General features: G+C 41.7%; 21 protein-coding genes and 1 pseudogene. 3 read left to right on the forward strand and 19 right to left on the reverse strand.

The features are described 5' to 3' along the window. Positions 1–103 precede the first annotated feature (103 nt). From HMPREF2805_RS03805 to HMPREF2805_RS03820, 4 genes are read right to left on the reverse strand one after another with little or no spacing between them, the layout of a single operon-like run. Positions 104–442, reverse strand: a complete 339-nt coding sequence (locus HMPREF2805_RS03805; RefSeq protein ID WP_075231461.1) for a hypothetical protein — start codon at positions 440–442, stop codon at positions 104–106. Between the two features lie 3 nt (positions 443–445). After that, positions 446–10,102, reverse strand: coding sequence for a DUF6531 domain-containing protein (locus HMPREF2805_RS03810; protein ID WP_398577613.1), 9,657 nt, complete (start codon positions 10,100–10,102; stop codon positions 446–448). Further along, positions 10,086–10,712 carry a hypothetical protein gene (locus tag HMPREF2805_RS03815; protein WP_083301276.1) on the reverse strand — a complete coding sequence of 209 codons (627 nt, stop codon included), beginning with the start codon at positions 10,710–10,712 and terminating at the stop codon, positions 10,086–10,088. The genes HMPREF2805_RS03810 and HMPREF2805_RS03815 overlap by 17 nt, the downstream gene beginning before the upstream one ends. Beyond that, on the reverse strand, positions 10,712–11,410 hold the full coding sequence (locus tag HMPREF2805_RS03820) for a class B sortase (RefSeq protein ID WP_075231463.1): 699 nt from the start codon (positions 11,408–11,410) through the stop codon (positions 10,712–10,714). Before HMPREF2805_RS03820 ends, HMPREF2805_RS03815 begins: the two co-directional genes overlap by 1 nt. Positions 11,411–11,922: 512 nt before the next feature. Here HMPREF2805_RS03820 and HMPREF2805_RS03825 point away from each other — a divergent pair. Continuing rightward, complete coding sequence (locus HMPREF2805_RS03825; protein WP_075231464.1) at positions 11,923–12,648, forward strand: 16S rRNA pseudouridine(516) synthase; 726 nt, start codon at positions 11,923–11,925, stop codon at positions 12,646–12,648. A gap of 175 nt (positions 12,649–12,823) precedes the next feature. Here the strand turns inward: HMPREF2805_RS03825 and HMPREF2805_RS03830 are convergent, their stop codons facing one another. The 6 genes from HMPREF2805_RS03830 to HMPREF2805_RS03855 all read right to left on the reverse strand — a co-directional run bounded on the left by HMPREF2805_RS03830 (position 12,824) and on the right by HMPREF2805_RS03855 (position 15,986). Further along, a complete protein-coding gene (locus HMPREF2805_RS03830; RefSeq protein ID WP_075231465.1) occupies positions 12,824–13,207 on the reverse strand; it encodes a rhodanese-like domain-containing protein in 384 nt (127 codons plus the stop codon). A 5-nt stretch (positions 13,208–13,212) separates the two neighbouring features. Next, positions 13,213–13,437, reverse strand: coding sequence for a YqgQ family protein (locus tag HMPREF2805_RS03835; RefSeq protein ID WP_000646475.1), 225 nt, complete (start codon positions 13,435–13,437; stop codon positions 13,213–13,215). Positions 13,438–13,487: 50 nt separating this feature from the next. Next, positions 13,488–13,955 carry an ECF transporter S component gene (locus HMPREF2805_RS03840; RefSeq protein ID WP_075231466.1) on the reverse strand — a complete coding sequence of 156 codons (468 nt, stop codon included), beginning with the start codon at positions 13,953–13,955 and terminating at the stop codon, positions 13,488–13,490. After that, a complete protein-coding gene (locus tag HMPREF2805_RS03845) occupies positions 13,933–14,706 on the reverse strand; it encodes a bifunctional hydroxymethylpyrimidine kinase/phosphomethylpyrimidine kinase (protein WP_075231467.1) in 774 nt (257 codons plus the stop codon). Before HMPREF2805_RS03845 ends, HMPREF2805_RS03840 begins: the two co-directional genes overlap by 23 nt. Next, positions 14,696–15,445, reverse strand: coding sequence for a tRNA pseudouridine(38-40) synthase TruA (gene truA, locus HMPREF2805_RS03850; RefSeq protein ID WP_075231468.1), 750 nt, complete (start codon positions 15,443–15,445; stop codon positions 14,696–14,698). The genes HMPREF2805_RS03845 and truA overlap by 11 nt, the downstream gene beginning before the upstream one ends. A gap of 85 nt (positions 15,446–15,530) precedes the next feature. Then, positions 15,531–15,986, reverse strand: a complete 456-nt coding sequence (locus tag HMPREF2805_RS03855) for a GNAT family N-acetyltransferase (protein ID WP_075231532.1) — start codon at positions 15,984–15,986, stop codon at positions 15,531–15,533. A gap of 70 nt (positions 15,987–16,056) precedes the next feature. Between HMPREF2805_RS03855 and HMPREF2805_RS03860 the strand changes: the two genes are divergently transcribed. Then, positions 16,057–16,716: a prepilin peptidase gene (locus tag HMPREF2805_RS03860; protein ID WP_075231469.1), complete on the forward strand. Its 660-nt coding sequence runs from the start codon at positions 16,057–16,059 to the stop codon at positions 16,714–16,716. Between the two features lie 51 nt (positions 16,717–16,767). On the opposite strand, the gene HMPREF2805_RS03865 is transcribed toward HMPREF2805_RS03860, so the two are convergent. Both HMPREF2805_RS03865 and HMPREF2805_RS03870 read right to left on the reverse strand, forming a co-directional pair. Next, positions 16,768–17,919 (reverse strand): spr1629 family repressor/antitoxin, encoded by a 1,152-nt coding sequence (locus HMPREF2805_RS03865; protein ID WP_075231470.1) that lies wholly within the window; start codon positions 17,917–17,919, stop codon positions 16,768–16,770. A gap of 14 nt (positions 17,920–17,933) precedes the next feature. Then, positions 17,934–18,665 (reverse strand): spr1630 family ClpXP-sensitive toxin, encoded by a 732-nt coding sequence (locus tag HMPREF2805_RS03870; RefSeq protein ID WP_075231471.1) that lies wholly within the window; start codon positions 18,663–18,665, stop codon positions 17,934–17,936. Between the two features lie 120 nt (positions 18,666–18,785). Between HMPREF2805_RS03870 and HMPREF2805_RS10585 the strand changes: the two are divergent. Then, positions 18,786–18,890, forward strand: a pseudogene (locus tag HMPREF2805_RS10585) (prepilin peptidase); the annotation flags it as partial. Here the strand turns inward: HMPREF2805_RS10585 and trpA are convergent. Genes trpA through trpE form a run of 7 tightly spaced genes read right to left on the reverse strand, consistent with a single transcriptional unit; the run spans position 18,859 to position 25,124 of the window. Continuing rightward, positions 18,859–19,641 (reverse strand): tryptophan synthase subunit alpha, encoded by a 783-nt coding sequence (gene trpA, locus HMPREF2805_RS03875; protein ID WP_075231472.1) that lies wholly within the window; start codon positions 19,639–19,641, stop codon positions 18,859–18,861. The pseudogene HMPREF2805_RS10585 and the gene trpA overlap by 32 nt on opposite strands. Further along, the gene (gene trpB / locus HMPREF2805_RS03880) at positions 19,634–20,857 is read right to left on the reverse strand and encodes a tryptophan synthase subunit beta (protein ID WP_075231473.1); all 1,224 of its coding nucleotides are present in this window, start codon (positions 20,855–20,857) and stop codon (positions 19,634–19,636) included. The genes trpA and trpB overlap by 8 nt, the downstream gene beginning before the upstream one ends. After that, positions 20,835–21,434, reverse strand: a complete 600-nt coding sequence (locus HMPREF2805_RS03885) for a phosphoribosylanthranilate isomerase (RefSeq protein ID WP_075231474.1) — start codon at positions 21,432–21,434, stop codon at positions 20,835–20,837. The genes trpB and HMPREF2805_RS03885 overlap by 23 nt, the downstream gene beginning before the upstream one ends. Beyond that, a complete protein-coding gene (gene trpC, locus HMPREF2805_RS03890) occupies positions 21,421–22,188 on the reverse strand; it encodes an indole-3-glycerol phosphate synthase TrpC (RefSeq protein WP_075231475.1) in 768 nt (255 codons plus the stop codon). Before trpC ends, HMPREF2805_RS03885 begins: the two co-directional genes overlap by 14 nt. Further along, positions 22,185–23,189: an anthranilate phosphoribosyltransferase gene (gene trpD / locus HMPREF2805_RS03895; RefSeq protein WP_075231476.1), complete on the reverse strand. Its 1,005-nt coding sequence runs from the start codon at positions 23,187–23,189 to the stop codon at positions 22,185–22,187. Before trpD ends, trpC begins: the two co-directional genes overlap by 4 nt. A gap of 10 nt (positions 23,190–23,199) precedes the next feature. Continuing rightward, positions 23,200–23,766 carry an aminodeoxychorismate/anthranilate synthase component II gene (locus tag HMPREF2805_RS03900; RefSeq protein WP_075231477.1) on the reverse strand — a complete coding sequence of 189 codons (567 nt, stop codon included), beginning with the start codon at positions 23,764–23,766 and terminating at the stop codon, positions 23,200–23,202. Next, positions 23,763–25,124: an anthranilate synthase component I gene (trpE, locus tag HMPREF2805_RS03905; RefSeq protein ID WP_075231478.1), complete on the reverse strand. Its 1,362-nt coding sequence runs from the start codon at positions 25,122–25,124 to the stop codon at positions 23,763–23,765. Before trpE ends, HMPREF2805_RS03900 begins: the two co-directional genes overlap by 4 nt. Positions 25,125–25,130: the final 6 nt, after the last annotated feature.

Consider the following 25,130-nt stretch of genomic DNA (forward strand, 5'->3'; position numbering starts at 1 on the left):
TCTGACTTTAAATCATAAAATCCTATATGTACGCTATTCTTGTATATCCAAAACAGGTCTAAATTGGAATAATATTCTTATAGCTCAAATAATTCTTAAATTATTATCCGTCTTGAAGATTACACTCCTCAATGTATTCTAACCATGCATCAATATTAGGTAGAACTTCCCTTTGTTCCCATCCTGAATCAGCAAAGTCATGAATTATATGCACTAGAGTACTATCAACATCTTCAAAACAGGCGATATCATCATTATCATCTCTCCTTGCAAATGGATATAATGTTCGCTCAGGATATCTTGTTTGAAGACCTCTAAATCTCCTAACCGTTTCTTCATCGTTCATCAAGTACCAAACACCAAAATCAACGATACCTTTAGAAACTAAATCTTTTAATTGTTGTGGATAGGAAAAAAAAGAATGATTAAATGTAAATGGCATGAATTAATTCCTCCGTTCTAAGTCGTACGAACCGTATGGATTCAAGGTTCGAAAAGATGATTTTTGCTTACCAACACGTAACTGAACTGCTTCTCCCCAAGTTGAAGGTGTACCAGCAGGAGTTGTAAGTCTATCTATAAATTGTTCTGGAAGAGGATCCGTATATTGATGTACTCTAGCCGTAGCAGCAATCCCAGCTCCTCTAGCAGCTATAACCCTTGTATTATCAATAGTTGTTAACTTACCATCAGGCATATTCACAACATCAATTGCATCTCCTTTCCAACCATTAGATATCATACTAGATTGTATAGAATCGGCTCCATTAACAGAACTTTGACTAAACCTAATGTTGTAGGGATTAATTTGTGATATTTTATCTGATGGTGCTGGCAAGGCAAGTGGTTTACTAGTCGGCCCAGGCAATGCTAGTTGCTGAACAGGGGTTACATCTTTGCGTGGTCTCGTGATCGGTACATCCCCTGATTTCGGCTTCGTCGTCACCACATCAGCCTTAGGAGCCTTCTTAGGAGACACACTACCTGCTCCGTTGGTAAAGGTGTTAAAGGCAAAGTTCATAGCGACTGTTTGACCAGTAATCTTATTGCCTGTGGCCAAATCAATACCTGTATCAATCGCAGTCTCAACCGCAGATTCCACTCCAATCTTGGCAACTTGTCGAACTGCTTGATTGCCAATATTTTGGGTCACATTAGTTGCTAGACCAGCTCCTGCTCCCATCAATTGACCGCCAATAAGACCTGAGATAGCACCCGTTCCTGCTCCTTTGGCAATCGAACCAACCAATTCCCAACCACGTTGGCCAGAACTATAGGCATCATATCCTGAGATGATTGCTCCAGAGGCTGCACCACCGATAGCCATCGCTACGGGGGCTCCAAGACCTCCAGTCGCTACGGTAAGAGCAATACCGACACCGATAGCTCCCGCAGTTACGGCAACCTTCTTCCAGTCGACATTTCTCACGAAATCAACGACTTGATTCTTGATCCGTTCGGCTGTTGTACAAACATGTTTTAAGGTATTCTGCAAGGCTGTTCCCCAGTTTCGGAGGAGATTCTTTCCTTCTCGGATGGTTGGGGAAGAGCTCAAGCCTGTTGCTAGGGCATAGGCAGACCGAACCACTTGTTGGCGCTTAGCTTCTATCTGTGCTGCCGCTTGCTGGTATTTCGTTTGTACATAGTCGCGGGCACTATTGTAGGTCGTTTGAACCTTATTCCACTGTCTGCCAATCCAATTCGATGCACGGTTAACCTGGGTGCTGACCCAGTTAACACCTCTATCAATCTGTCTACCAACCCAATTCGACGCTCGGTTAAATTGGGTGTTTGCCCAGCTGACTCCTCTACTAATTTGTCTACCAGCCCAATTAACGCCTCTACTAATTTGTCTGCCAGCCCAATTAACTCCTGACTTAACATAGTTCCAGCCTTTTTTGATACTGTTCCAGAAGTGTCCACTCGGGTCTGTATAGTTAACAGGGTTGTTCTGCACATAGCTGTAGCTGTTCTGGCTGAGAGGATCTGTGTCCTCACCTGGGTAGCTATCCTCGGTTAAGAAAGTACCTCCTTGACTATCATAATACCTTGCTCGTAAATAGTCAAGTTCAGTATCGTCACGAGCTTCGCCGTTGTAGGCAAATGGATTCCCTGTCGTGTCTGTGCTTGTCTTTCTTGCCCCATAGAGGTTATAGCTGCTTGATGCGACGGCTTGTCCATCCTTGGTCAAGCCTGTCACAGAGCCTGACTGGTTAGTCAAGTAGTTGTAGCTGTCACCAGTTTGGTTGTTGAGGTAGCTAGCTCGACCTTTGCCATAACTATAGGTCTCTCGTGCCTTGCCATCATGGTCATAGGTTTCAAGGACTTCTGTATGTTCACGATTGACATCGTTGACATAGTTGCGTTCCTCATAATAGTTGTAGGTATCCTCTCGTGTGGTATAAGGGATCAGGACATCCTGAACCTGACTGGCATAGGTCACTTCTCCCTGACCCGGTAAGTTCCCGAGCTCTGGTGGGTTGACGACGATTCCTTCCTTGGTTGCTCGATCCTTAGCCACTTTCTGGTGATAGGCTCTCGACACATCGTCAAAGATGCTGTGCCAGATGCTTCCTACTGTCTGTGGTAGGGTGGATAGGGCTTGGAGGACATTCTGGCTAAAGCCATACCAGAAGAGGGAGTTTTCTTCCCCACTTGGGGCTGTATATGGCGACTTACGACCTGACTTGCCTCTACCTGCATGCGATGCCTGATCACCAGATTGATCTTCCTTAGGTTTGCGTTGGAAGAGTTGATAGGTATTTTTGCCTTCCTTGCGACTAGCAGTGAAGACACGATTATCATCTCCGTCGTAAAGTGCAGCCATGAGAAGACCCTTCTTATCCTTGATCGCAAGTAAGCGGTTCTCGGTGTCGTAGATATAGTCTAGCTTCTCTGAATTCTTCTCAGAAGCGATGCGATTGCCATTCTTGTCGTAGGTATAGGTGATGGTGCCATCTGGCCCTTCCAGTTTGGTCAAGCGGTTATGGTCATCGTAGGTAAAGCGTGTCTGGTTCTCCTTGCCATCAACTGTCTCGGTGCTGGTCAGTTTATTGCCGGCTAAGTCATAGGTGTAAGAGAGTTTAGAGAGTTCCTTACCAGCTCCATCCGATACGGTCATGTTTTCCACTTGACCCAGAGTATCATAGGTGTAGGTATGGACTAGGGTTTCGCCATCCTGCTTGATGGTTTCTTTGACAATGTAGCCACCATCATCATACTCATAGCCGTAGCTGGAGATGAGCTTGTCTTGCTTGTCCATGTGGCGGAGTTCGGTGAGACGGTGAGCCTTGTCATAGGTCAAGAAACTCTTGGTCCCATCTCCTCGAACAACCTCCGTCAGATCCCCTGTTGGGTTGTAGCTATAGGTGGTCTTTTGTCCCTTGACATCTGTCACGGAAGTCAGACGATCCAGTTCATCGTAAGTGTAAGAGACTGTACTACCATCTGGGTAAATCATCTTCGAGATATTGCCATAGGCATCATACTCGTACTGAATCAGGCTACCATCTCCCTGACGAACACCAGTAATCTCGCCTTCTTCGTTGGTCGCGTACTGACTAGTTCCTGTCAGATCACTCATAGACACCCGACGGCCATCCGCATCATAGGTATAGAGGACTTGACCATCTTGCTTTTCAGAGTACTCCACCTTGAGCAGTTGATCCAGCTTGTTGTAATCATAGCTGATGGTTTTCCCATCGGACTTGGTTACTTTTTCGAGCTGGTTATTGACATTATAGGTATAGGTCTCCTTGTCTCCGAGACTGGTCATGCGCTCCACTAGATTGGAAAGCTGGTCATAGCTGTAGCTTGTGACCTTGCCATTGCCATTCGTGACCGAAGTGACATTGCCCACACTGTCATAGGTATAGCTAGAGGTAGAAGCCTTCTCTCCACTTCCTTGTGTCGCTGTAAGCAACTGATCCTTTAGGTCATAGGTGTAGGTCTTGACACGCTTGCTTCCGGATGTGACACTGGTGAGGTTGCCATTGGCATCATAGGTCATGCTTGCAACGCCACCAGCTTCATCTGTGATCTTCGTGAGATGATTGTCGTGGTCATAGCTATACTTAGTCCACTGGCCTGCTGTATCGCTTTCTGAGGTGAGGCGATTGAGGCTATCATAGGTCCGCTTGGTTACTTGACCGAGAGGATTCGTCTCCTCAAGGAGATTACCGTTCGGATCATAGGTATAGGTCGTTTCGCGCTTGCCATTGATGGTTCGTTTTGTCACCTGACCGACTGGGTCATAGCTTGACTCCACTGTTCGACCAGTTGGCGTTTTGATCGTTTTGAGTTGATCGAGGGTCGTATAGTCAAAAGTGGTTGTAGCACCTGACGGCTTGGTCAGTTTAGCTAGATTCCCCGCTTCATCGTAGCTATACTTGGTTTCAAGGTCAAGGGCGTTCTTAGCCGTTAAGAGACGGCCAACCTTGTCATAGCTATAGTGATTGCTTCGATCAGATTGGTCTGTCTCCTGTACCAAGTTCCCAGACACATCATAGCTATAGGTTTTCGATAGTCCCTGTGGACCTGTTTGCTTGGTGAGACGTCCCAAGGCATCATAGGCGTAGGTGTAAGCCGCCTCATTTGGTAAGGTGCGTTTGGTCACACGACCATAAAGGTCATTGACATAGTTGGTACTATGACCGTTGGCATCTGTTTCTTTTGCCAAGCTACCTGTAGCGTCATAGGCATACTGAGTCTCTCCACCTGTTGGACGTTTCTTACTGCTGACACGGTTCATACTGTCATAGCTGTAGGTCGTTGTATGTCCTTCGCCACTTGTTTCGCTCAAACGATTTCCCAAAGCATCATAGCTGAAGCTTTGCTTGCTTCCTGTTGGAGCTACTGTTTCGATGATTCGTCCTAATGGGTCGTACTTAAAGGCTGTCGCTTGACCATTTGGATCTGTATAGAGTACCAATTTTTTATTAGCATCATAACCATAGCTACTTGAATGGCCATTGGCATCTGTCATTTTAGAGAGGTTACCTAGGACATCATATTCGTAAGTGGAGGTATTGCCATCGGCATCCGACTCTGTCACCACTCGGTTGAGGGCATCGTAGCTATACTTGGTTTCACGTTTTAAATGATCGACGGTCTTAACTAGATTGCCATTTTGATCATAGTGATAGGTCTTTGTCTTACCTTCTTGGTCAGTTGAGCTTGCGACATTGCCCATGACATCATAGGTGAAGGTTTCGCTGGTCTTATCTGCGTAGACCACCTTAGTCAGTTGGTTGTCACTATTGTAGCTATATTGGGTAACTTCACCCAAGCTGTTTGTTAAAGTGAGACGATTTCCTGCCTTATCGTAAGTATAGGTCTCATTGAGATCCTGATTATCTTTTTTGTTCACTACACGGTTGGCAGCATCGTAGCTGTACTCCGTCACCAAGCCACTAGAATGCGTCTGCTTGATAAGACGATCAAGGGCATCGTATTCTTGTCTTACGGTAGTTCCGTCTGGAAGAGTCACTTCTTCCAGTTGAGCCGTTGAAGTATAGGTCATCTTAGTGACATTGCCATTGGCATCGGTGACTTGGGTCGGATAGCCTAGGTCATTATAGGTGTACTGAGTCTTGCCACCCAAGGCATCTGTCAACTCTGTCAACTGTTCCATCTGGTTGTAGGCCATCTTAGTGACATTGCCTAAACCATCTGTAATACTGGAAACTTGATTTTGGCCTGTATAAGTCGTGCTAGCAGTATAGCCAGCCGCATCTGTTAGGCTATTTTGATTGCCATTGGCATCATAGGTCATGCTGGTGCGGTAACCCAAGGCATTGGTCGTTGCGATCAGGCGCCCTGCTTTGCTGTATTCATAAGTCGTTTCTTTTCCAAGGGCATCTGTCATGGACAGGATGTTCCCCATCGCATCCAATACATATGAAACACTGCTACCATCTGGGTAGGTAACACCTGTCACATTTCCCGCTGCATCATAGGTATAGCTGGTAGTCTTTTTCTCTTTAGTTTCACTGAGTTTATTTCCAACACTGTCATAGGTGTAGGTCACTGTCTGACCCGCTTCATCGGTGTAAGATAGCACACGACCCATGATATCATAAGTAGTCTCTGCCTTTGTACCGATTGGGTAAGAAACTGAGGTTAGTTTGCCTGCCGCGTCATAAGTATTTTGAGTAACTTGACCTAAAGCGTCTGTGATGGTTTTAACGGCATTGTTTCTATCATCATAAGTCAAGCTACTGCTATTACCTGCTTCATTGGTTCGAGTGACAATTCGACCCAGCGCATCACGAGTAACGGTAGTCGTTTGACCTGAAGCATTGGTTTCTGTTAGGAAACGACCCTTGCTATCATATGTATAGCTAGTAGCGTGTCCTTCTGCATCAGTCACGGAAAGCTGGTTTCCAACACCATCATAAGTGTAGCTATAGGTTCCACCTTCTCCATTCGAAGCACCGACTTTACGGCCGAAACCATCATAGGTGAAGGTAGTCGTATTACCATTGCCTTCTGTCACAGCTGTCACTTGACCAGCCTTATCAAAAGTATGGCTCGTCCCAACACCATCGGCATCTTTTTCGCTCAGCTTGCGACCTTCTGCATCATAGGTAAAGGTCTTGGTTCCACCTAGAGGATTCGTAATGCTAGTGACTTGATTGTGTGCATTATAGGTAAAGGTTGATACGCCTCCCAAAGGATTAGTGAGGCTTACCAGATTCGCACCTTCATAGGCAAAGGAAGTTGTATGCCCCGCCGCATCTGTTGTAGACAAGATGCGCCCTTGCTGATCGACAGTATAGGTAATCTTAGACCCATCTGGCAATGTTGTCTGGATTAGATTGCCATTGGCATCATAGCTATGAACTGTTGATGCACCACTAAAGTCAGTGAGAGACAGAAGATGGTTCTTCTCATCATAGCTAGAAGTTTTTACCGCACCGTCGAAACGCGTTTCTGTTAAGGTGTTTCCATTGCTGTCATAGGTGTAGCGAGTTGTTTGCCCCGCTTCATTCGTCACGCTTGACAGACGGTTGTTTTCATCATACGTTTTTGAGACACTAGTTCCATCTGCATAGCGAATGCCAGTTGTGCGATATTGCTCATCGTAAGTATATACGGTTTGATTGCCATTTCCATCGGTAGTGATTGTCTGACCTTCACTATAAGAAAGAGTTGAAACAGCACCTGCACCATCTGTTTGCTTAATGACACGATTTTCCTCATCGTACTCGTTTTGGATAACCTTGGTCCCATTTCCATCATACCAGGCTGTCATACGTCCCTTATCGTCATATTCATAACGAGTAGGAACTCCCGTCGCATCCGTATAGGTGGTCAAATGACCATTCGTGTCATATTCATAGGTCAAAGTTGAGCCATTTGGGATTTGAATCGCACCAATATAGCCCTCTGAGTTATAGGTGATACTATAACTCAAGCCTGTAGGAGAGGTAATCTTGACCAGCTGGTAATTTTCATTATAATCAAAGCTTGTTTTATTGCCTTTTTCATCCGTCTGGCTCGTTAAGAGTCCGTGATAGTTAAAGGTTTTCTCTTGATGATTGTGATCAACAATTCGGTATTCCTTTACATCATAGTTTTCTTTTTCGTCTCCGCCAAAGTCACCCTTCTTCGTTTCAACTGTTTTTACTTCGAGAGTGAGGTCATAGCCACTTGGAGCACGATATCCATCTCCATCCTTCGCAAACTTAAGAATAGAACCGTCTGTACGAGTATAGTAGAGATTTTGATCTTCATCGCTTGATAACTGCTCATTAAAGGCAAATGACCAACCACGTCCAAAGAGACTATTGATGCCTGCTGCTTTAGAATTATAGGCGCGAGTAATTTCAAATTTGCCGTCAACATCAGTGATAGAAACATCTGTTCGATCTAGGTAGAAATTCCCCGTGTTTAGATTGATTGGCTCAAATCCAAATTCACAGTGAAGACCACGCCCCATTAAAAGCCTGTCTATTTCCGCCTTAGTATTGGATGTTAAGGCTGGTGGATTATAAGGTTTATCGGCATTCTTTCTTGGATTACGAATAAATAGGGTGTTATTTTGCACAAGCATCATATCTTGGATACGATTATCGTAAGCAAGTTGATTGAGTGGTACTCCATAGTATGCCGCAATCTTTGGAAGGGTATCAAACTGGGTAACCTTGTAAATCAAGAAAGTATCACTTGATTTTTTACCACTAGTTTGACTATCCTTTTTACTCTCTGCGTCAATCGTATAAACCTTATTTAGTTCAGGTTCTGTAAAAGGGACCTGAGTCTGCCAATTTGAGAGCTTGTCTTTATATTTGGTCGTTCCCTTTTCAAATGCTGCATCAAAGGAACTACTATCAGGGTATTTGTAAGAAAAACTTGCAGGGCTTTGTCCCTTGTAATCTTTCGCAGTATCACTAAGATTGTAATCAACCTGAGCACCCGGCGTTGTCAGACCATCCGCAAAGACTCCCTGAAATTGTAATTTCCCTTTCTTATCTGTCTTCACCATTGTCCGAAGATTGATGGTTGTGTTCCCTATTGGATAATTGACATCAACTGGATCTGGAACGGACCAATTAATCGTCAAATTTGGAGCCTTGTCTGGAGTAAACCCAATCTGTCCTGCATTTTCTGCCGTCGCTTCAGTTGTATAGAAAGCACCACCGTCTGAGCCTTCGTCGGTTGCAGCTACAACTAAACCATAGTTTGGTTCCAAACCTTGAACCCATGCATTTACAGTCTCGCGGATATCAAAGTTATGCATCCCAATCTTTTTACCACTGGTCGCATTCTTTCCTGCGATTTCCATATCAAGGCCCACAGAAGTATCCCATGTGAGGTTATTAATATCAAAGTCTTGTTTTAAGCGATAAGCTGCAAACTGGGTTGATTGAGAATCTGGTGCCGTATATTCATAGATATTTAAACTCGCACTATCAATACGCGCTTCCTTAGGAATACTCTTTTGAAAATCGTAATTAATCTTAAAGTACATCCTTGCACGCCCGATGTCACGAACACCTGGAACACCCGCCATTCCGATCATTTCGGCTGTTAGATATCCAACATACCCATAAGAGTAACCTTGATATTGCCCATGTACAGATGAGGTAACAATGTCAAGAATTTTTTCTCGTGGAACTGTTACAGTCGGGTCTATTCGAACAGGATACTTACGTTCAGAATCAGACAACCACTCTTTACTAGCTGTGACTGTCACTTCATGACGTCCATCTCCTTTTTTCAAGCCAAGAGTTAAGGCATTACTTGTAGCACCTGCACTATCCACCATCATTGGGGCAGTTAGTACAAAGAGGATTTTTGTTTTCCCCTTTTCGCGAACAAGGATTTGATTGTCTTTCAAAGAAACATCATACTTAGATGCATCCAAACCATAAGTAAAGGAGTTCTTCCCACCCCACTCTGCTAGGATAATCTCTTCTTTGACACCATTAGACTGTACCGTATATTGCACATCTGTTTTGCCATCAACGTTATTGTATAAGATGGCATTCTTTTCGACAGTTGCCTGATCATACGTTTTATCAAGCGGATACAGGGAAATTTTGTCATCCTTGTGTGTAATATCAATAGGGGTTTCTTCTTTGACTTCGCTCGGAAGAACTACGCCTACTGGAGATTCTTTAGGTAGATAATAGTGTTTTCCATTGGCATGATAAGAATAGAGAGATAAGTCAACAGGAACTTCTACCCCTTCTTTATCAATATATGTTTTGATATCACTGCCAATATGCGTCACAAAGTGAGTCTCATCCACTCGAAACAGTTGTTCTTGCCCACTAACCGCTACTGGTGCCCCGTATTGTTTTTTCAGTTCTGCCTCTGCCTTACTCTCTTCATTGACAACTTTGGGCTGTTGAAGGGCATCTCCACCATCTTTTGCTGGTTTTGATGAGGTGTCAGCACTTGTCGAACCTTCTGTATTCGCATTCTCAGAACCTACAGTCTGGCTACTCGCATCTGTAACAGCTTTTTTATAAGCTTCCTCAGTTTGGCCTTGTTTGATTGCATGACTTATTTCTTCCGCATAGATCAACGGCATATTAGAAACAAACAAACTCAGCAATAATAACCACTGTACGGACTTACGCAGTCTTTTCATCATCATTCTCCTTTGTAAGATAAATAAAATAATAAAGTGTAAAAATTAAAATAAGAGCATCAGCGATTGATAAAACGAAAGAACCTAGTATATGAAACCAAGTAGCAATAGCTAAACAAACAGTAACGATAATCATTGATGCTAGCACAGGTAGTCGCAATTGATCTACCCTACTTTTAATTGGTAAATCTTTGTAAATACTAACCAGACTATAGGATAAGATTACTTTAAGAAAAGTTTGTATAATGGTAGTAAAAGCCCAGATAGCAATCTTGACATGGGTATATTCCAAACTTGTATTATCGTATAAAACTTGACCTAAACCTCCGATGAGGATACCACATAAAATTGCACTAAACAAGTAAATCAGAATAGTGTGATTTAAACGTTTATCTGATCGATACTGCTTATAAAACCAGATCGCTATTGGAAAAATAAGAACTGTTCCTATCATTAAAAATAGTAGGCTGAGTAAGGTCAGAATGAGTGATAAACCTTCCTCAACAACCACTGGAGAAATCGCACCTGTAAATAGAAGGCGTTGCCCCGCTCCTAGAAACAGTAAGCCAGTAGCTAGTCTCCAAAACCTTGAGAGTCTTAATATTTTCATTATTTACTTGTCCTTTCTTTAACACTTTTTAAACGAGCAGTAACCACAAATCGTTGATCATTTCCAGCAACATCACAGGTTGATAAGATTAAAAACCGATCTTTTTGAGGGTCAGTGGCTATCTGGCGATAGAATCCCCCATAGTCTGACGTTCTTATCTGTAATGTATCTAAATAATGTCCAAGTCCTTCTCGACTTCCTAATTCGAATGTATGAAAAAGATGATCATCTGTATAGGAGTGAGCTGCCAGCACCTCATATTCAAAATGTTGAGTCAAGGTGTCAATCGTAATACGTTCATGCTCCTTAAAAAAAGCTGGCTTCGCAAAATAATCTAAAGACCCAAACATAGAATCATCTAACATAGCATGCCCATAAATTATAGTGACAGGATCTTCAAATGTTATTTTGTTAACCAGCTCTGTAAATATAGCTCCATAATAGGTTTCTTTACCATCTATATCGTGAGATAGGTAATAAGCATCATCCCTTGGATGTTGAGCGACTGGATAATCTATTCGAGTCCCTTCAACTGTTAGCCAAGCAAAGACATCCGGATTCTGATGAAACTTCTTCTCAACTGCGTTTTGAGAATGTTGTTCCACAGCCCTCTGTTCAAAGCCATCTAAGAACTTTAAACCTAAAAATAACACCACTAGTATTGTAATTAGTGATAAACTAAACTTCAAAATTTTCATGTACTCGCTCCCATACTATCATTTTATCAGAAACCTGTATGCTTTGTAAATCCATTTTTTGTATAAAATGCCTTTTTATTACAACATTTATTAAATTTTTGTTTCTCTATTGTAAAATGAAATCTAATAGAAAAGATAGCTTCGTCTGATATATTAGAATCACAACAACTGTACAAGGTATGATGAATATGTTCATTATTCATTCTGACAAAAATTATTCATACAAACTCTGATCTCAGATCTATTCATCAGATATGATTGAAGCTTATTGAAAGAATTCGTTGCATTGACCCATGCAAAAAACTAAATTCGGAATTTTTAGAAACCTATACAAGATAGAAATTCAAAAGGTTCCTAGCTATAAATCTGCCAAAAACTATCGAGCTAGCCCAAATAACTTAAAAGATTCTCGATAACCAAATGGACTAATTTGTCACACTTGGCTTGACATTGCAAAAGATTTTCATTCCTTTTCTTTTCAAAAGAATCAACTTGTGATAAGATAAGCTGGTATGCGTTTAGATAATTTATTGGCCCAAGAAAAAATCAGTCGTAAGAGCATGAAACAAGCTCTTCTGAAAAAAGAAATTTTAGTTGATGGACTCCCAGCCTGCTCCCTAGCTCAGAATATCGATACAGGACTACAAGAACTCCTTTTTCAGGACCGAATCATTCAAGGCTATGAACACACCTATTTTATGCTTCATAAGCCTGCTGGTGTCGTTACAGCTAACAAAGACAAAAAACTCCCAACTGTCATGGACCTTCTTCCTCAGCATCTCCAGTCAGAGCAACTCTACGCCATCGGTCGGCTGGATCGAGATACGACAGGACTCCTCCTCTTAACGGACAATGGTCCTCTAGGTTTTCAACTCCTCCACCCTCAATATCATGTGGATAAAACTTATCAGGTTGAGGTCAATGGAGCACTGACTCCTAATCATATCCAAAAATTTAAGGATGGAATTGTATTTTTAGACGGAACAACCTGTAAACCTGCTCAACTTGAGATTCTATCTTCAAGTCCTACTTTTAGCCAAGCCACCATTACCATCTCTGAAGGAAAATTTCATCAAGTCAAGAAAATGTTCCTCTCGATTGGTGTCAAAGTGACCTCTCTCAAGCGTACCCATTTTGGTCCTTGGTGTCTTGATGACAATCTCCAAGAAGGCGACTATCGACATCTAAACTCAAAAGAATTGACAATTATTCGTGACTTTCTTAGAAAAAGTGGTTAAAAAATGAGCTCGGAAACAACCGAGCTCACTTTTTATTAGCAATCAAACTTTGACGCGGTTGCTGATTGAACTTTTTGTTCGTCTTTTAGACTCCAAAAAGCTCCTAATCATCCTCGCGGGGCTGGGACTACGAAATCGAGACTTTGTCTATCGATTTCTGTCCCACCGCCATTTCTTATTTTTCAACTTTTACTTTCCCTGTCCAAGAATCCAATCCGTAAGAAAGGATATAGATTTCTGAGAAACCTTGTTTTTTCAAGAAAAGTGCTGCATTTGTGACACGTTGCGCACGTTGGTTTTCATAAAGAAGGACAGGTTTATCCTTTCGAAGAGCTGCAAGACTTGTCTTCAATTGGTTTGAAGGAATATTACGAGCTCCAAGGATGTGTTTTTTGTGGAAGTCGGCAGGATCACGCAAGTCAATCAACTGACCTGTACGAATCAAAGACTCAAACTCTGCATTGTCTACAATTTTTGCCGCACGACGAATACGAAGGTAGTTGTAACCCATCCATGCCAACATCGCTACAATAAGTCCCCATAATACCCAAGTTACCATAATCCCTAATCTCCATTTTTTTCTAAATAGTCTAATTCTAGTTTGTGCTCTCTGCGAAGAACAGCCTCCGCTTCAAGATAATCCAGCTTATCCATCAAGCCTGCATCATAAATCCGTGATAGTTCAATCTTCATCAGTTCAATATCATAGAGACGTTTCCCCATATAGACAATGATACCGAACTGTTTGAGAAATTGTTGCACATCGTAGAGTGTTTTCATAGCTTTCATTCTAGCAAAAAATCAGAGTTTTTTCAATAGTTCAGAGGAAGATTCCCTTTTTACCGCTTACGAATCTTTTCAATACTCTGATGAATAAGATAGCCGACAAGCATCCCAACAAAATTCTGTAGCAGATTGTGAGGGACATCTAACAAGGCTTGTCCCCAACCTTTCATCCAAGCAGTCGCACATGCATATCCAGCTACCATGATGATAGTCGCCAAAACTAATCCAAGCCCCTGCCATTTTCCTTTAAAACCTGCAAAATATCCCTGCAGACCATGGAAAAGCAAGCTGAAGACCATCCAGTGAGGGTAACCTGAAATCAGGTCAATGAGAAATCCTCCTAATCCTCCAACAATGGCTCCTTCACGGCGCCCATAATAAAAAGCGGTAAAGAAGATTCCTGCATCTAAAAGAGTTAAGATTCCTGTTTGAGTTGGGATTTTTACAATATAACCTAAAACTACTGATAGAGCAGTTAGTATAGATAATAGGGCGATTTTACTTGTTTTGGTTTGCTTCATATTGTCTGACTCCATATTGATCTGCTTGTGCGATGGCACGGTAAACAAAGGCTTTAGAACTCTCAACCGCTGATAAGAGCTCCTCTCCTTGTACTAATTGACTGGCAATGCTTGACGCAAAGGTACATCCTGCACCTGCATTTTGACCTTGAATAACTGGATTTTCTAAAATGGTAAAGTCATGACCATCATAAAAAACATCCATAGCCTTATCCTGGCTGAGGCGATTTCCACCCTTGATAATGACTGCTGGCGCTCCTAAGTCATGCAATTTCTGAGCTGCAAACTTCATATCATCCAGACTTTCAATCTTTTGATCTACTAGCAATTCTGCCTCAGGAAGATTGGGTGTAATCACAGTCACATAAGGGAAAAAGCGAATCAACTCTTGACAGAGCTCGCTAACAGCAACGTCGTGTGTTTCCTTACAAACCAGAACTGGGTCTAATACGACAGGGACTCCTGTGCGTTCCTTGATAAAGTTAAGAGCTTTCTCAGCAACACCGACAGTCGGTAAGAGGCCAATCTTAATCCCTCCAAAGTCTACGCTCTTGAGACTATCTAGCTGTTGTTGGAAAATAGTCTCATCTGTCGGAAAGACCTCAAATCCATTCTCTGTCAAAGCAGTTAAGCAAGTCATAGCCACAAAACCATGCAAACCATTTAAAGTATAGGTAGCAAGGTCAGCGGCTAGTCCCCCACCACTAAAAATATCATTTCCTGAAAGTGCTAAAATACGATTATTTTTCATAACGAATCTCCTTCAAATATAAACCATTAGGTGCTGCAGTTGGCCCCGCCAACTGTCTGTCTTTTTTCTCCAAAATCAAGTCAATCTGCTCAATGGGCATCCGATTATTGCCAATTTTCAGCAGGGTTCCAACCATATTACGGATTTGCTTATACAAGAAGCCATTGCCTGAGAAGGTAAAAGTCAAAAACTGACCTGTTTCATCAACCCTAAGGCTAGCTTCCGTAATCGTTCTTACCTTGTCTTCCACGCTGGTTCCTGATGCTGTAAAACCAGTAAAGTCATGTGTCCCCTCTAGTTTTTTTACAGCAAGCTGCATCCGCTCCACATCTAGTGGATAGGGATAATGGGTGGCATAATGACGTCTCATAGGATTTTTAGGACGCCCTCTATCCACAATAAACTCATAGGTCTTACTATGCTTAGCATATCGGCAATGAAAATCATCAGCCACAATCTCAATCGAAATGACATCGATATCTTCAGGACTTTGAGTATCGAGAGCGAAACGAAGCTTTTCCTCATCCATCTGATAGGGAAGATCAAAGTGGATAACCTGCCCTAAGGCATGGACACCACTATCCGTTCGCCCAGCGCCATGAATGGTAATGGCCTGCCCTTTATTTAATTTGGTTAAAGTTTTTTCAATTTCCTCTTGGACACTACGTGCGTGTGGCTGTCGCTGGAAACCAGCAAAGGCGTATCCATCATAGGAAATGATAGCTTTATATCTAGTCATGTATCTATTTTATCAAGAAAATTTCTCTGTAACAAGTTTGAAAACTAAAAATTGTACGGGGACAGATTCTAGTATAATCTAGTTCTTATCTAGATTTTATCATCATATATTTTCGTACAGGCGCTTCAAACATTTGAACGATTTCAAATCCTTCTTTTTGGTAAAGATTCTGAGCTCTTTGATTTGATTCAAAAACCGTTAGGGAAATACTCTCTATTTCTTTATTTTCAAACATTTCTTGAAGAAAGTATTGAAAAGCTTTTCGACCTAATCCTTTCCCCTGCTTATGTGGAGCTATGAGAAATCTTCCAATATGAAGATTTTTATCTTCTAGTTTGATTTTCTGGATGATGCCTACAAACTCTTCTCCAGCAAAAATGGAAAAAATCCCTTCCATCTTTTGCAAAGATTGGGCAATCAAGGGATAAGAAATCTTTGGTCCCATCCATTGCTTCTGAAAACTTTCTCCCAAAGCATTAGACCACTGACAAATGAGTTGGGCATTTTCTAACTGAAGTCCTTTTTCAAAGTGAATTTTCATATTTGTTCCTAAAACTTCTCCTGCATCCAACTATTATACTCTTTCTTTTATCTTTTCCGAATAAATAAGTATGATTCATCTTTACTTTTTTCTTGTTGGAGCGATTCTTGCTTCCTTTCTAGGTTTAGTCGTTGATCGTTTTCCTGAGCAATCCATCGTCTTTCCTGCTAGTCACTGTGATTCTTGTCAGACTCGCTTGAGAACACTAGATTTGATTCCAATTGTTTCTCAAGTAATTGGGCGCTTTCGCTGTCGCTATTGCAAGGTAAGATATCCTTTCTGGTATGCTTTCTTTGAGTTGTGCTTTGGACTGCTCTTTCTAGCTGAGTCTGTGGGATTTTTAACCTTGGGGCAAGTCATCTTGATAACTGCCGGCTTGACTTTGGGCATCTACGACTTTCGTCATCAGGAATATCCCTTGATCGTCTGGCTAGTTTTTCACTTAATCCTCATGGCTTGCTGTGGTTGGAATCTAATCATGGCTTTCTTCCTAGTTCTTGGAATCATTGCCTATGTTATTGATATTCGCATTGGAGCAGGAGATTTTCTCTTTCTGGCCTCTTGTGCCCTAGTTTTTACACTTACAGAAATACTGATTCTCATTCAATTTGCCTCTACTACCGGCATCTTATCTTTTCTCCTGCTAAAGAAAAAGGAAAGACTTCCTTTTGTGCCTTTCCTCTTACTGGCTGCTTGTGTGATTATTTTGGGTAAGCTACTGCTTGTTTGATAAAGTCCAATTTCTATCATATGTCCTTCATGAAATTATTTCACAGTTAAATTATAAATTATTTCTTTTATACAAAGGAATGATATTATCAAATTGATCTGTTCTTTTATCTTCTTGATATTGATCAAAAAATTTCATTTCGACCGAAAATATTTCGCTTATAAACTGTAAACGAATACTTTGTTTAGACATTATCGTCGCTAGACTGACTAGACGATTACTCAAAACAACGTCCAGAATACTCTTTACTTTGCTTGGTTTTTTAACAAAAATTTGATCATCCAAAGGTTCAATAATTTTGTAACCTTTTTGCGCAATTTGACGATAAAAGTAAGAATGTTGCTTTGGAGTCAATAATCCTAACTTAAAAGCTCGATACTCTAAAGCCTGTATAGAAACATTCAAATCCGACTTCAATAAAATATAACTATCAGGATTGCTAACACGTTTCCCTACCCTCTCTTCAAATTTGACTAAAAACTCTTCTTTTGGCAATAAAAAACATGATGCAAAATAATTTGCTTCTTGCTCCAAACAATCACCATCTTCATTCATATCTTTATATTTGTGCAAAAGAATATGTCCTAGCTCATGAGCTAAATCAAAATTTCGACGTACAGATGATTTATTCGTTCCCAATACAATATAAGGTCTTCCCGATTTTGACCATGCGCTATAAGCATCAGCTTGACCATTAATGAGTCGTTCCACGATATAGATTCCTGAACGTTCTAATTTATAAAGCAAATCATGATTATCTTTTGAAATGCCTAATTTTCCTCTGGCGTAAAGAGCCAATTCCTCAATAGATTCTCCCTTATGATAAGATTCACTCACTACATTACTTAGGTCATGAATTGTAATATTAGGTATAATTACAAAACTTTCAAAATAATCAATCAAACTATCTACCTTATGTAAATACATAGTTTGAATATCTATTGTTTTCCGTGTTGCTAGATCTGCATTTCTAAAGGCAATTACAGAAGAATCAAATCGAATGCTCTCTTCTTCCTGTTCAAAATAAGTTAAATCAACATGAAATTGGTTGGCCAAATGCAGTCTAGTTGATAATTTAGGTTTCGTTTCGTTAGACTCAAACTGCCAAATGGCTTGTTCCGTTAAATTAATTCTCTGAGCCAATTCTGCTCTACTTAAACCATTTAACAGCCGTAATTCTTTCAATACCCGACCATTAAACATTTACATACTCCTTACTACTTTTGAGCTTCTTGTTTTTCTATTCTTGGAATAATTTCAAAATCTTCTGTTTCCGATAATTCTGAAAAATTAGGAATATCTTGATATTTAGCTTCTTCGAAATGGTACGAACTTGATTGAATATACTCAGACAAATCCTGAATCAAGTGTAACTGACCAGTTCGTGCATCAGGCATAACAACATCTACAGATATAATATTGTTTTCCGAGTCCGCCTCATAAGTTAAAATCATAAATTTTTCGATATTCGAATTTTTAGTAGCTTGTTCAATTTCTTGAATCATTTCATCAGAAACTAACTCCATCTGAATTGGAAAAGAATGACTATCTTCATCATTTTTGTAGGAAGAATGTTGATTAAGATAAAGTGTATTCATCCTAGCATATTCAAATAAGTAGCCACTCTTATTTTTTTGTACCAAAGGAAATTGGCTCGTAAGTCGCTTCTTACCCTTTATAATTAACAATACTTTCCCATATTTTTCTGTATTTGTTTCAAATTCTAAATATCCCCAAGTCTGTCCTGCTAATTGTAATTTATACTCAAACAAATCTGCTGATGCAAATGCATTATCAATATGATTAGGTCGCGTCCATGCATAACCATTCGACACTTTCATTGTCTCTCTTTTTTCTAGACGTTCATCTACATAATCTTTTTGACCTTTCATCAAAGTATCTACAATTTTTTGTGCCTTGAGCGAATCAAAGAGATCCTGATTCAACATAATTCTTCCTCCTCCGAATACTTTTTAATGAATTATATCATTTTCTTAAAGAAATTACTACAATAATTAGCTTTTTCTTAAAGTTACATATCAGAGTAACTTAGCAAATGATATCTAAAACTGGCCTTTCTCCTACAAAAGAAAAAGGAAAGACTTCCTTTTGTGCCCTTCCTCTTACTTGCTGCTTGTATGATTATTTTGGGTAAGCTACTACTTCTTGGATAAAGTCAGTGATATCTGCTACTTGTCCTTCATGTAGAGCCTTAACAATCTTGGAACCGACGATAACGCCGTCCGATACCTCATTGAAACGTTCTACATCAGCCTGTCTGGATACACCAAAACCTGTCAATACTGGAATGTTGGCTACTTGATGAAGTTGAGCCAAGTGCTTGTCCAAGTCATCTCGGTAATTACCTGCTTTCCCTGTCACCCCGTTAATAGCAACAGCATAGACAAAACCTTCAGCCCCTTCAATGAGTTCTTTTTGACGCTCAATTCCTGTCGTCAAGCTGACAAGTGGAATCAAAGCAATGTCTGTATTCACCAAAAAGGGCTCTACAAAGTTAGCATGCTCATGAGGCAGGTCTGGAATAATCAATCCCTTGACCGCTGTATCAGAAAGATCTTTAACCAATTTCTCCACACCGTACTGAAAGAGGGGGTTAAAGTAGGTCATGATGACAAGCGGGATTTCTGTTTCAATGGTTTTCAAGGTTTCAACCAAAGCCTGGGTAGAGGTTCCGCGAGCTAGACTGCGCAAGCCTGCTTCTTCGATAACTGGACCATCTGCAACTGGGTCTGAAAAGGGAACTCCTATCTCAATAGCAGACACACCCAAGTCTTCTAAAAAGTGGATTGTTTCAGCAAGTCCATCCAAACCTTTTTCATGGTCTCCAGCCATGATATAGGGAACAAAAATTCCCTTTTTTGCTGCTTTAAGAGTTGTCAATTTTTCGGTTAAGGTCTTAGGCATGAGCTTCTCCCTTCTTTGCTGCTTCTGCTTCCAAGCGGTCTTTAACTTGAACCACATCCTTGTCTCCACGACCTGATAGACAGACAATCATAGACTTATCTGGTCCAAGTTCTTTAGCCAATTTCACCGCAAAGGCGATGGCATGGCTAGATTCCAAAGCTGGGATAATTCCTTCTACACGAGACAAGAGTTGGAATCCTTCCAAGGCTTCCTCGTCTGTCACTGGTACATAGGTCGCGCGTTTGATATCGTGGTAATGGGAATGCTCTGGACCGATACCAGGATAGTCCAAACCTGCTGAGATTGAGAAAGCTTCTAAGATTTGACCATGAGCATCTTGGAGCACATCCATAAGCGAACCGTGAAGAACACCTGGACGACCCTTGGTCAAGGTAGCTGCGTGGTGCTCTGTATCCACACCGAGTCCTGCTGCTTCAGCACCATACATAGCTACTGTCTCATCTTCCACAAATGGATGGAAGAGCCCGATGGCATTCGAACCACCACCAACACAGGCTACTAGGGCATCTGGCAGATTTTCACCTGTCAAATCACGGTACTGTTGCTTGGCTTCTCGTCCGATAACACTTTGGAAGTCACGAACAATTTCTGGGAAAGGATGAGGTCCCAAGGCAGAACCAAGGATATAGTGGGTATCATCGATATTTGCCACCCAAGAACGAAGGGCTGCATTGACTGCATCCTTGAGCACGCGCGAACCATCTGTCACTGCCTCTACCTTAGCTCCTAAAAGTTCCATGCGGAAAACATTGAGGGCTTGACGCTTGACATCTTCCTCACCCATGTAGATAGTACATTCCATGTTGAAGAGGGCTGCAGCTGTTGCAGTTGCCACACCATGTTGACCGGCACCTGTTTCAGCGATAATTTTCTTCTTGCCCATGCGTTTAGCGAGGAGAACTTGTCCCAAGGCATTGTTAATCTTGTGGGCGCCTGTATGGTTGAGGTCTTCACGTTTAAGGTAAATCTTGGCTCCGCCGATATGCTGGGTCAAGTTTTTTGCGTAGTAAAGGGGAGTTTCACGCCCCACATACTGGCGCAAGAGTTGGTTTAATTCCTCTTGGAAACTTGGGTCTGCCTGACTTTCACGATAAGCTTCTTCCAATTCCAATACTGCTGTCATCAATGTTTCTGGGACGAAACGTCCGCCGAATTTTCCGTAAAATCCATCTTTATTTGGTTCTTGATATGCCATTCTTTACCCTCTCTATAAATCTTCTAATCTTTTCATGGTCTTTTTGTCCATCTGTCTCCACTCCACTCGATACATCTACTGCATAGGGAGTAAAGTGTTGAATTGCTTGTACTACATTGTCTTCATTAAGCCCACCTGCAATAAAGAAGGGTTGAGCTAGTCCTGTCGTATCCAGTTGACCCCAGTCAAAGGTCTGGCCACTCCCAGCCACAGGAGCATCAAAGAGTAGATAGTCTGCCTGAGAATTAGGCACATGCCCATTTCCATCCACCTGCACAGCCTGAATGCTGGCACAAGGCAAATTCTCAAACAAATCATCTGCCACCTGACTGTGAACTTGAACCAAGTCCAAGCCAACTTTTTCAATCGCTTCTAGCAGTTGAGCTCGACTTGGTGAAACAAATACGCCAACCTTTTTTACATCTGCTGGAATAAACTTCGCTAGCTCAGCAGCCTTTCCGAAGGTCACCTGTCTTTTGCTAGGTGCGAAGACAAAACCAATGTAGTCTGCTCCAGCCGACACAGCTGTTTTTACCGCTTCTTTGGTCGATAGTCCACAAATCTTAACCTTTGTCAATCTGCAACTCCTTGATTCTCTGAGCTACATCTTCTGCCTGCATGAGGGCTGTTCCTACTAAAATTCCGTTAAAGTATGGTGCTACTCGTTCCGCATCCTGCCCTGTGAAAATGGCAGATTCAGAAATGTAATAGCGACCTTCCTCAAAGTGCTGGGCCAAGTCTACACTGGTCTGTAAGTCGACCTCAAAGGTGGTCAAGTTGCGGTTATTAACCCCGATAATCTCCGCACCAAGTCTATGAGCCACCTCTAGTTCAGCTAGATTGTGAGTCTCCACCAAGACTTCCAGACCAAGCTCTGTCGCGTAGTCATAGAGTTCCCTAAGGCGTTCTTCTGCCAAGGCAGCGACAATGAGCAAGATGACTGTCGCACCGGCATTGCGAGCGCGGATGATTTGCTTTTCATCGATGATAAAGTCCTTGTTGAGCGTCGGAATCTCTACCTGACTGGAAATCCCTCGTAGATAATCCAAATGCCCTTTAAAGAAAACCTCATCTGTCAAAACAGAAATCATCACTGCTCCGTTCGCTTCATAAGTCTGGGCCTGTTGCACAATATCCACATCGAGATTGATATCTCCCAGACTAGGGCTAGCTTTCTTGACCTCAGCGATTACCTGTAAACGGTCCTGATGTTTTTTTAGATACTCAGCCAAGCGATAGGTCTGACGCAAGGGCTGGATTTCCTCCAGCTCCATCTGCTCAACCTCACGCGCCTTCTGCTCCAAGATTCGTGCTAAAAATTCCTGACTCATTTTTGGTACTCCTGTAACAGTCTGAGTTTTTCAAGGGCCTTGCCACTAGCAATCACTTGACGGGCCAAGGCAACTCCTTCCTTGATACTAGCTACCTTACCATTAGCATAGAAACCAAGACCAGCATTTAAAACTGTAGTTTCCAAGAATGGACTTGGTTCGTTTTTCAGAACGCTGAGCAAAATTTCTGCATTTTCCTGAGCATTGCCTCCACGGATATCTTCGATAGCGTAGCGCTCCATTCCCAAATCCTCTGGAGTAAAGCTTGACAAGGTAATTTCACCATTTTCAAGAAGAGCAATCTTGGTTGTTCCGTTCAAGCCAGCTTCATCCAATCCTTCTGGTCCAGCAACCACGATGGCACGTTTGCGACCCATATTTTTCAAAACCTGAGCTGTACTTTCTAGAAGTTCTGGACGACTAATCCCAAGAAGCTGTGTTTCCAAGGCCATTGGGTGAATCAGTGGACCAGTCAAGTTCATGATCGTTGGAATTCCCAATTCCAAACGAGCTGGCATGATGTATTTCATGGCTGGGTGCATATTTTTGGCAAAGAGAAAGACGATTCCAGTTTTATCAAAGACCTTACCTAGTTCAGCTGGTTTGAGGTCTAGGTTGATCCCCAAGGCTTCGAGGACATCTGCAGAACCCGATTTAGAAGAAATTGAACGGTTACCGTGCTTGGCCATGTGAACACCGCCACCAGCCAAGACAAAGGCTGCAGTTGTGGAAATGTTGAAGCTAAATGACTTATCTCCACCTGTACCACAGTTATCCATAGCATCTTGAATGTTTGTTGGAATGTGTTGAGCATGTCCTCTCATGACTTGAGCGAGAGCTGTTCTTTCTTCAGGTGTTTCTCCCTTCATCTTAAGAGCTAAAAGTAGTGAAGCAATTTGTGCTTCTGTCACTCGCCCTGTCACGATGCGTTCGATAACATCTGTCATTTCAACACTTGATAAATCTTCAAAGTTGGCTAATTTTTCAATAATTTCTTTCATTTTGTGTTCCTCACTTTACAACTTTCTCGATAAAATTCTGAATAGAAGATAGGCCATCTGGCGTTCCAATACTTTCTGGATGATACTGCAAGCCATAAATCGGCAAGGTTTTGTGTTGAATCCCCATAATAGCTTGGTCATCTATCGAACGAGCTGTCACTTCAAACTCTTCTGGCATCTCTTCAATTAAAATACTGTGGTAACGCATGACTGGACGATTGTCCTCAATCCCTTGATAGAGAACGGATGGAGTCTCAAACCGGATTTGACTTTGTTTCCCGTGCATAACTTTAGGAGCCAATCCCAACTTACCACCAAAGACTTCTGCGATGGCTTGGTGTCCCAAACAAATCCCCAGAATAGGTTTCTTACCTGCAAAATCACGAATCATTTCTTCCATTTTTCCAGCATCAGCTGGCCAACCTGGACCAGGAGAAAAGACCAGTCCATCTGCCTTTTCAGCATGTTCATAAAGATGTGGATCATCATTTCTCAAAACCTGAACTTCTGCGAAATTCCCGATATATTGAGCCAGGTTATAGGTAAATGAATCATAATTGTCAATCAATAAGATCATGGTCTTAGTTCTCCCATTCTAGTCATAGATTTAGCTTTGTTAATGGTTTCTTGGTATTCGTTTTGGGCGATAGAGTCGTAGACAATCCCTGCCCCAGCCTGCACATAGGCTCTTTGATTTTTAAGAACCATGGTTCGAATTGCAATAGCGAAATCCATATCTCCAGTTGCTGATAAGTAACCGATAGCTCCTGCGTATACGCCTCGCTTCTCTGTTTCTAGTTCATAGATGCGTTTCATGGCTCGAATCTTTGGTGCCCCCGATACTGTTCCTGCTGGAAGTGTTGCCTTCAAGGCATCCATGGCAGTTAATTCTGGTAATAAACGTCCTTTAACCACGCTGGTCAAATGCATGACATAACGGAAAAGTTCCACTTCCATATACTTAGTTACTTGGACACTTGCTGTTTCAGCAATTCTACCGATATCATTTCGTCCCAAATCAACCAACATTCGGTGTTCTGCCGTTTCCTTTTCATCAGAAAGTAGATCACTTGCAAGTGCTGCATCTTCCTCGTCATTAGTGCCTCTAGGTCGCGTACCTGCAATTGGATTGGTTGTCACGATACCATTCTTGACGGAAACCAAGCTCTCAGGACTGGCACCGATAATTTGATAATCTCCAAAATCATAAAAGTAGAGGTAATTTGATGGATTGGTCACTCGGAGATTTCTGTAGAAGTCAAAAGGATTTCCAGTTACCTCTGCGGAGAAGCGCTGGCTAAGCACACATTGGAACATATCTCCATTGCGAATCAAGTCGCGAGCTGTTTCTACCATTTCTTCAAATTTCTGAGGTGCAATATGTGGTCTAAACTGAAGTGGAGAAACTTCCAAATCTTCAAATTCATTTGGAGCAGGGATTTTTAACTCTTCTAAAACCTGATCTAAAGCCACTTCTAGTTCTTCATTACTACGTTCACTGTAGAGAGCATCCTCTATGATATGAATTTTTTCTTTCTTATGGTCAAAAACTATATAACTCTCATATACGAAGAAATGCATATCTGGTGTCCCAATCGTATCCTCAGGGAGCTGACCAATTTCTTCATAGAGAGAAATCATATCGTAGCCAACAAAGCCAATAGCTCCACCACCAAAAGGTAGTTCTGAATGGTGCTGACTCTTATGAGTCACCTCATAGAGAAAATCCAAAGGATCACGATCAATCACCTGACCATTTTGATAAAGAACTCCATTCTCAAACTTAATCTCAAAAACTGGGTTATAGGCTAAGATAGAAAAACGAGCATTTTCCTTTTCTCTTGGGATACTTTCAAGTATGACCTTGTGTTGTCCGTTCAAACGCATATAAGCCAAGATTGGTGATAAAACATCTCCATGAATGATTCGTTCCATTGTAAT

This window comes from Streptococcus sp. HMSC034E03 (assembly GCF_001811505.1).
Taxonomy (GTDB): Bacteria; Bacillota; Bacilli; order Lactobacillales; family Streptococcaceae; genus Streptococcus.

Bases quoted from the DNA above. Each gene is read 5' to 3' on its own strand.
- HMPREF2805_RS03805 (WP_075231461.1), bottom strand. From the start codon at position 442: ATGCCATTTACATTTAATCATTCTTTTTTTTCCTATCCACAACAATTA.
- HMPREF2805_RS03810 (WP_398577613.1), bottom strand. From the start codon at position 10,102: ATGAAAAGACTGCGTAAGTCCGTACAGTGGTTATTATTGCTGAGTTTG.
- HMPREF2805_RS03815 (WP_083301276.1), bottom strand. From the start codon at position 10,712: ATGAAAATATTAAGACTCTCAAGGTTTTGGAGACTAGCTACTGGCTTA.
- HMPREF2805_RS03820 (WP_075231463.1), bottom strand. From the start codon at position 11,410: ATGAAAATTTTGAAGTTTAGTTTATCACTAATTACAATACTAGTGGTG.
- HMPREF2805_RS03825 (WP_075231464.1), top strand. From the start codon at position 11,923: ATGCGTTTAGATAATTTATTGGCCCAAGAAAAAATCAGTCGTAAGAGC.
- HMPREF2805_RS03830 (WP_075231465.1), bottom strand. From the start codon at position 13,207: ATGGTAACTTGGGTATTATGGGGACTTATTGTAGCGATGTTGGCATGG.
- HMPREF2805_RS03835 (WP_000646475.1), bottom strand. From the start codon at position 13,437: ATGAAAGCTATGAAAACACTCTACGATGTGCAACAATTTCTCAAACAG.
- HMPREF2805_RS03840 (WP_075231466.1), bottom strand. From the start codon at position 13,955: ATGAAGCAAACCAAAACAAGTAAAATCGCCCTATTATCTATACTAACT.
- HMPREF2805_RS03845 (WP_075231467.1), bottom strand. From the start codon at position 14,706: ATGAAAAATAATCGTATTTTAGCACTTTCAGGAAATGATATTTTTAGT.
- truA (WP_075231468.1), bottom strand. From the start codon at position 15,445: ATGACTAGATATAAAGCTATCATTTCCTATGATGGATACGCCTTTGCT.
- HMPREF2805_RS03855 (WP_075231532.1), bottom strand. From the start codon at position 15,986: ATGAAAATTCACTTTGAAAAAGGACTTCAGTTAGAAAATGCCCAACTC.
- HMPREF2805_RS03860 (WP_075231469.1), top strand. From the start codon at position 16,057: ATGATTCATCTTTACTTTTTTCTTGTTGGAGCGATTCTTGCTTCCTTT.
- HMPREF2805_RS03865 (WP_075231470.1), bottom strand. From the start codon at position 17,919: ATGTTTAATGGTCGGGTATTGAAAGAATTACGGCTGTTAAATGGTTTA.
- HMPREF2805_RS03870 (WP_075231471.1), bottom strand. From the start codon at position 18,665: ATGTTGAATCAGGATCTCTTTGATTCGCTCAAGGCACAAAAAATTGTA.
- trpA (WP_075231472.1), bottom strand. From the start codon at position 19,641: ATGCCTAAGACCTTAACCGAAAAATTGACAACTCTTAAAGCAGCAAAA.
- trpB (WP_075231473.1), bottom strand. From the start codon at position 20,857: ATGGCATATCAAGAACCAAATAAAGATGGATTTTACGGAAAATTCGGC.
- trpC (WP_075231475.1), bottom strand. From the start codon at position 22,188: ATGAGTCAGGAATTTTTAGCACGAATCTTGGAGCAGAAGGCGCGTGAG.
- trpD (WP_075231476.1), bottom strand. From the start codon at position 23,189: ATGAAAGAAATTATTGAAAAATTAGCCAACTTTGAAGATTTATCAAGT.
- HMPREF2805_RS03900 (WP_075231477.1), bottom strand. From the start codon at position 23,766: ATGATCTTATTGATTGACAATTATGATTCATTTACCTATAACCTGGCT.
- trpE (WP_075231478.1), bottom strand. From the start codon at position 25,124: ATGGAACGAATCATTCATGGAGATGTTTTATCACCAATCTTGGCTTAT.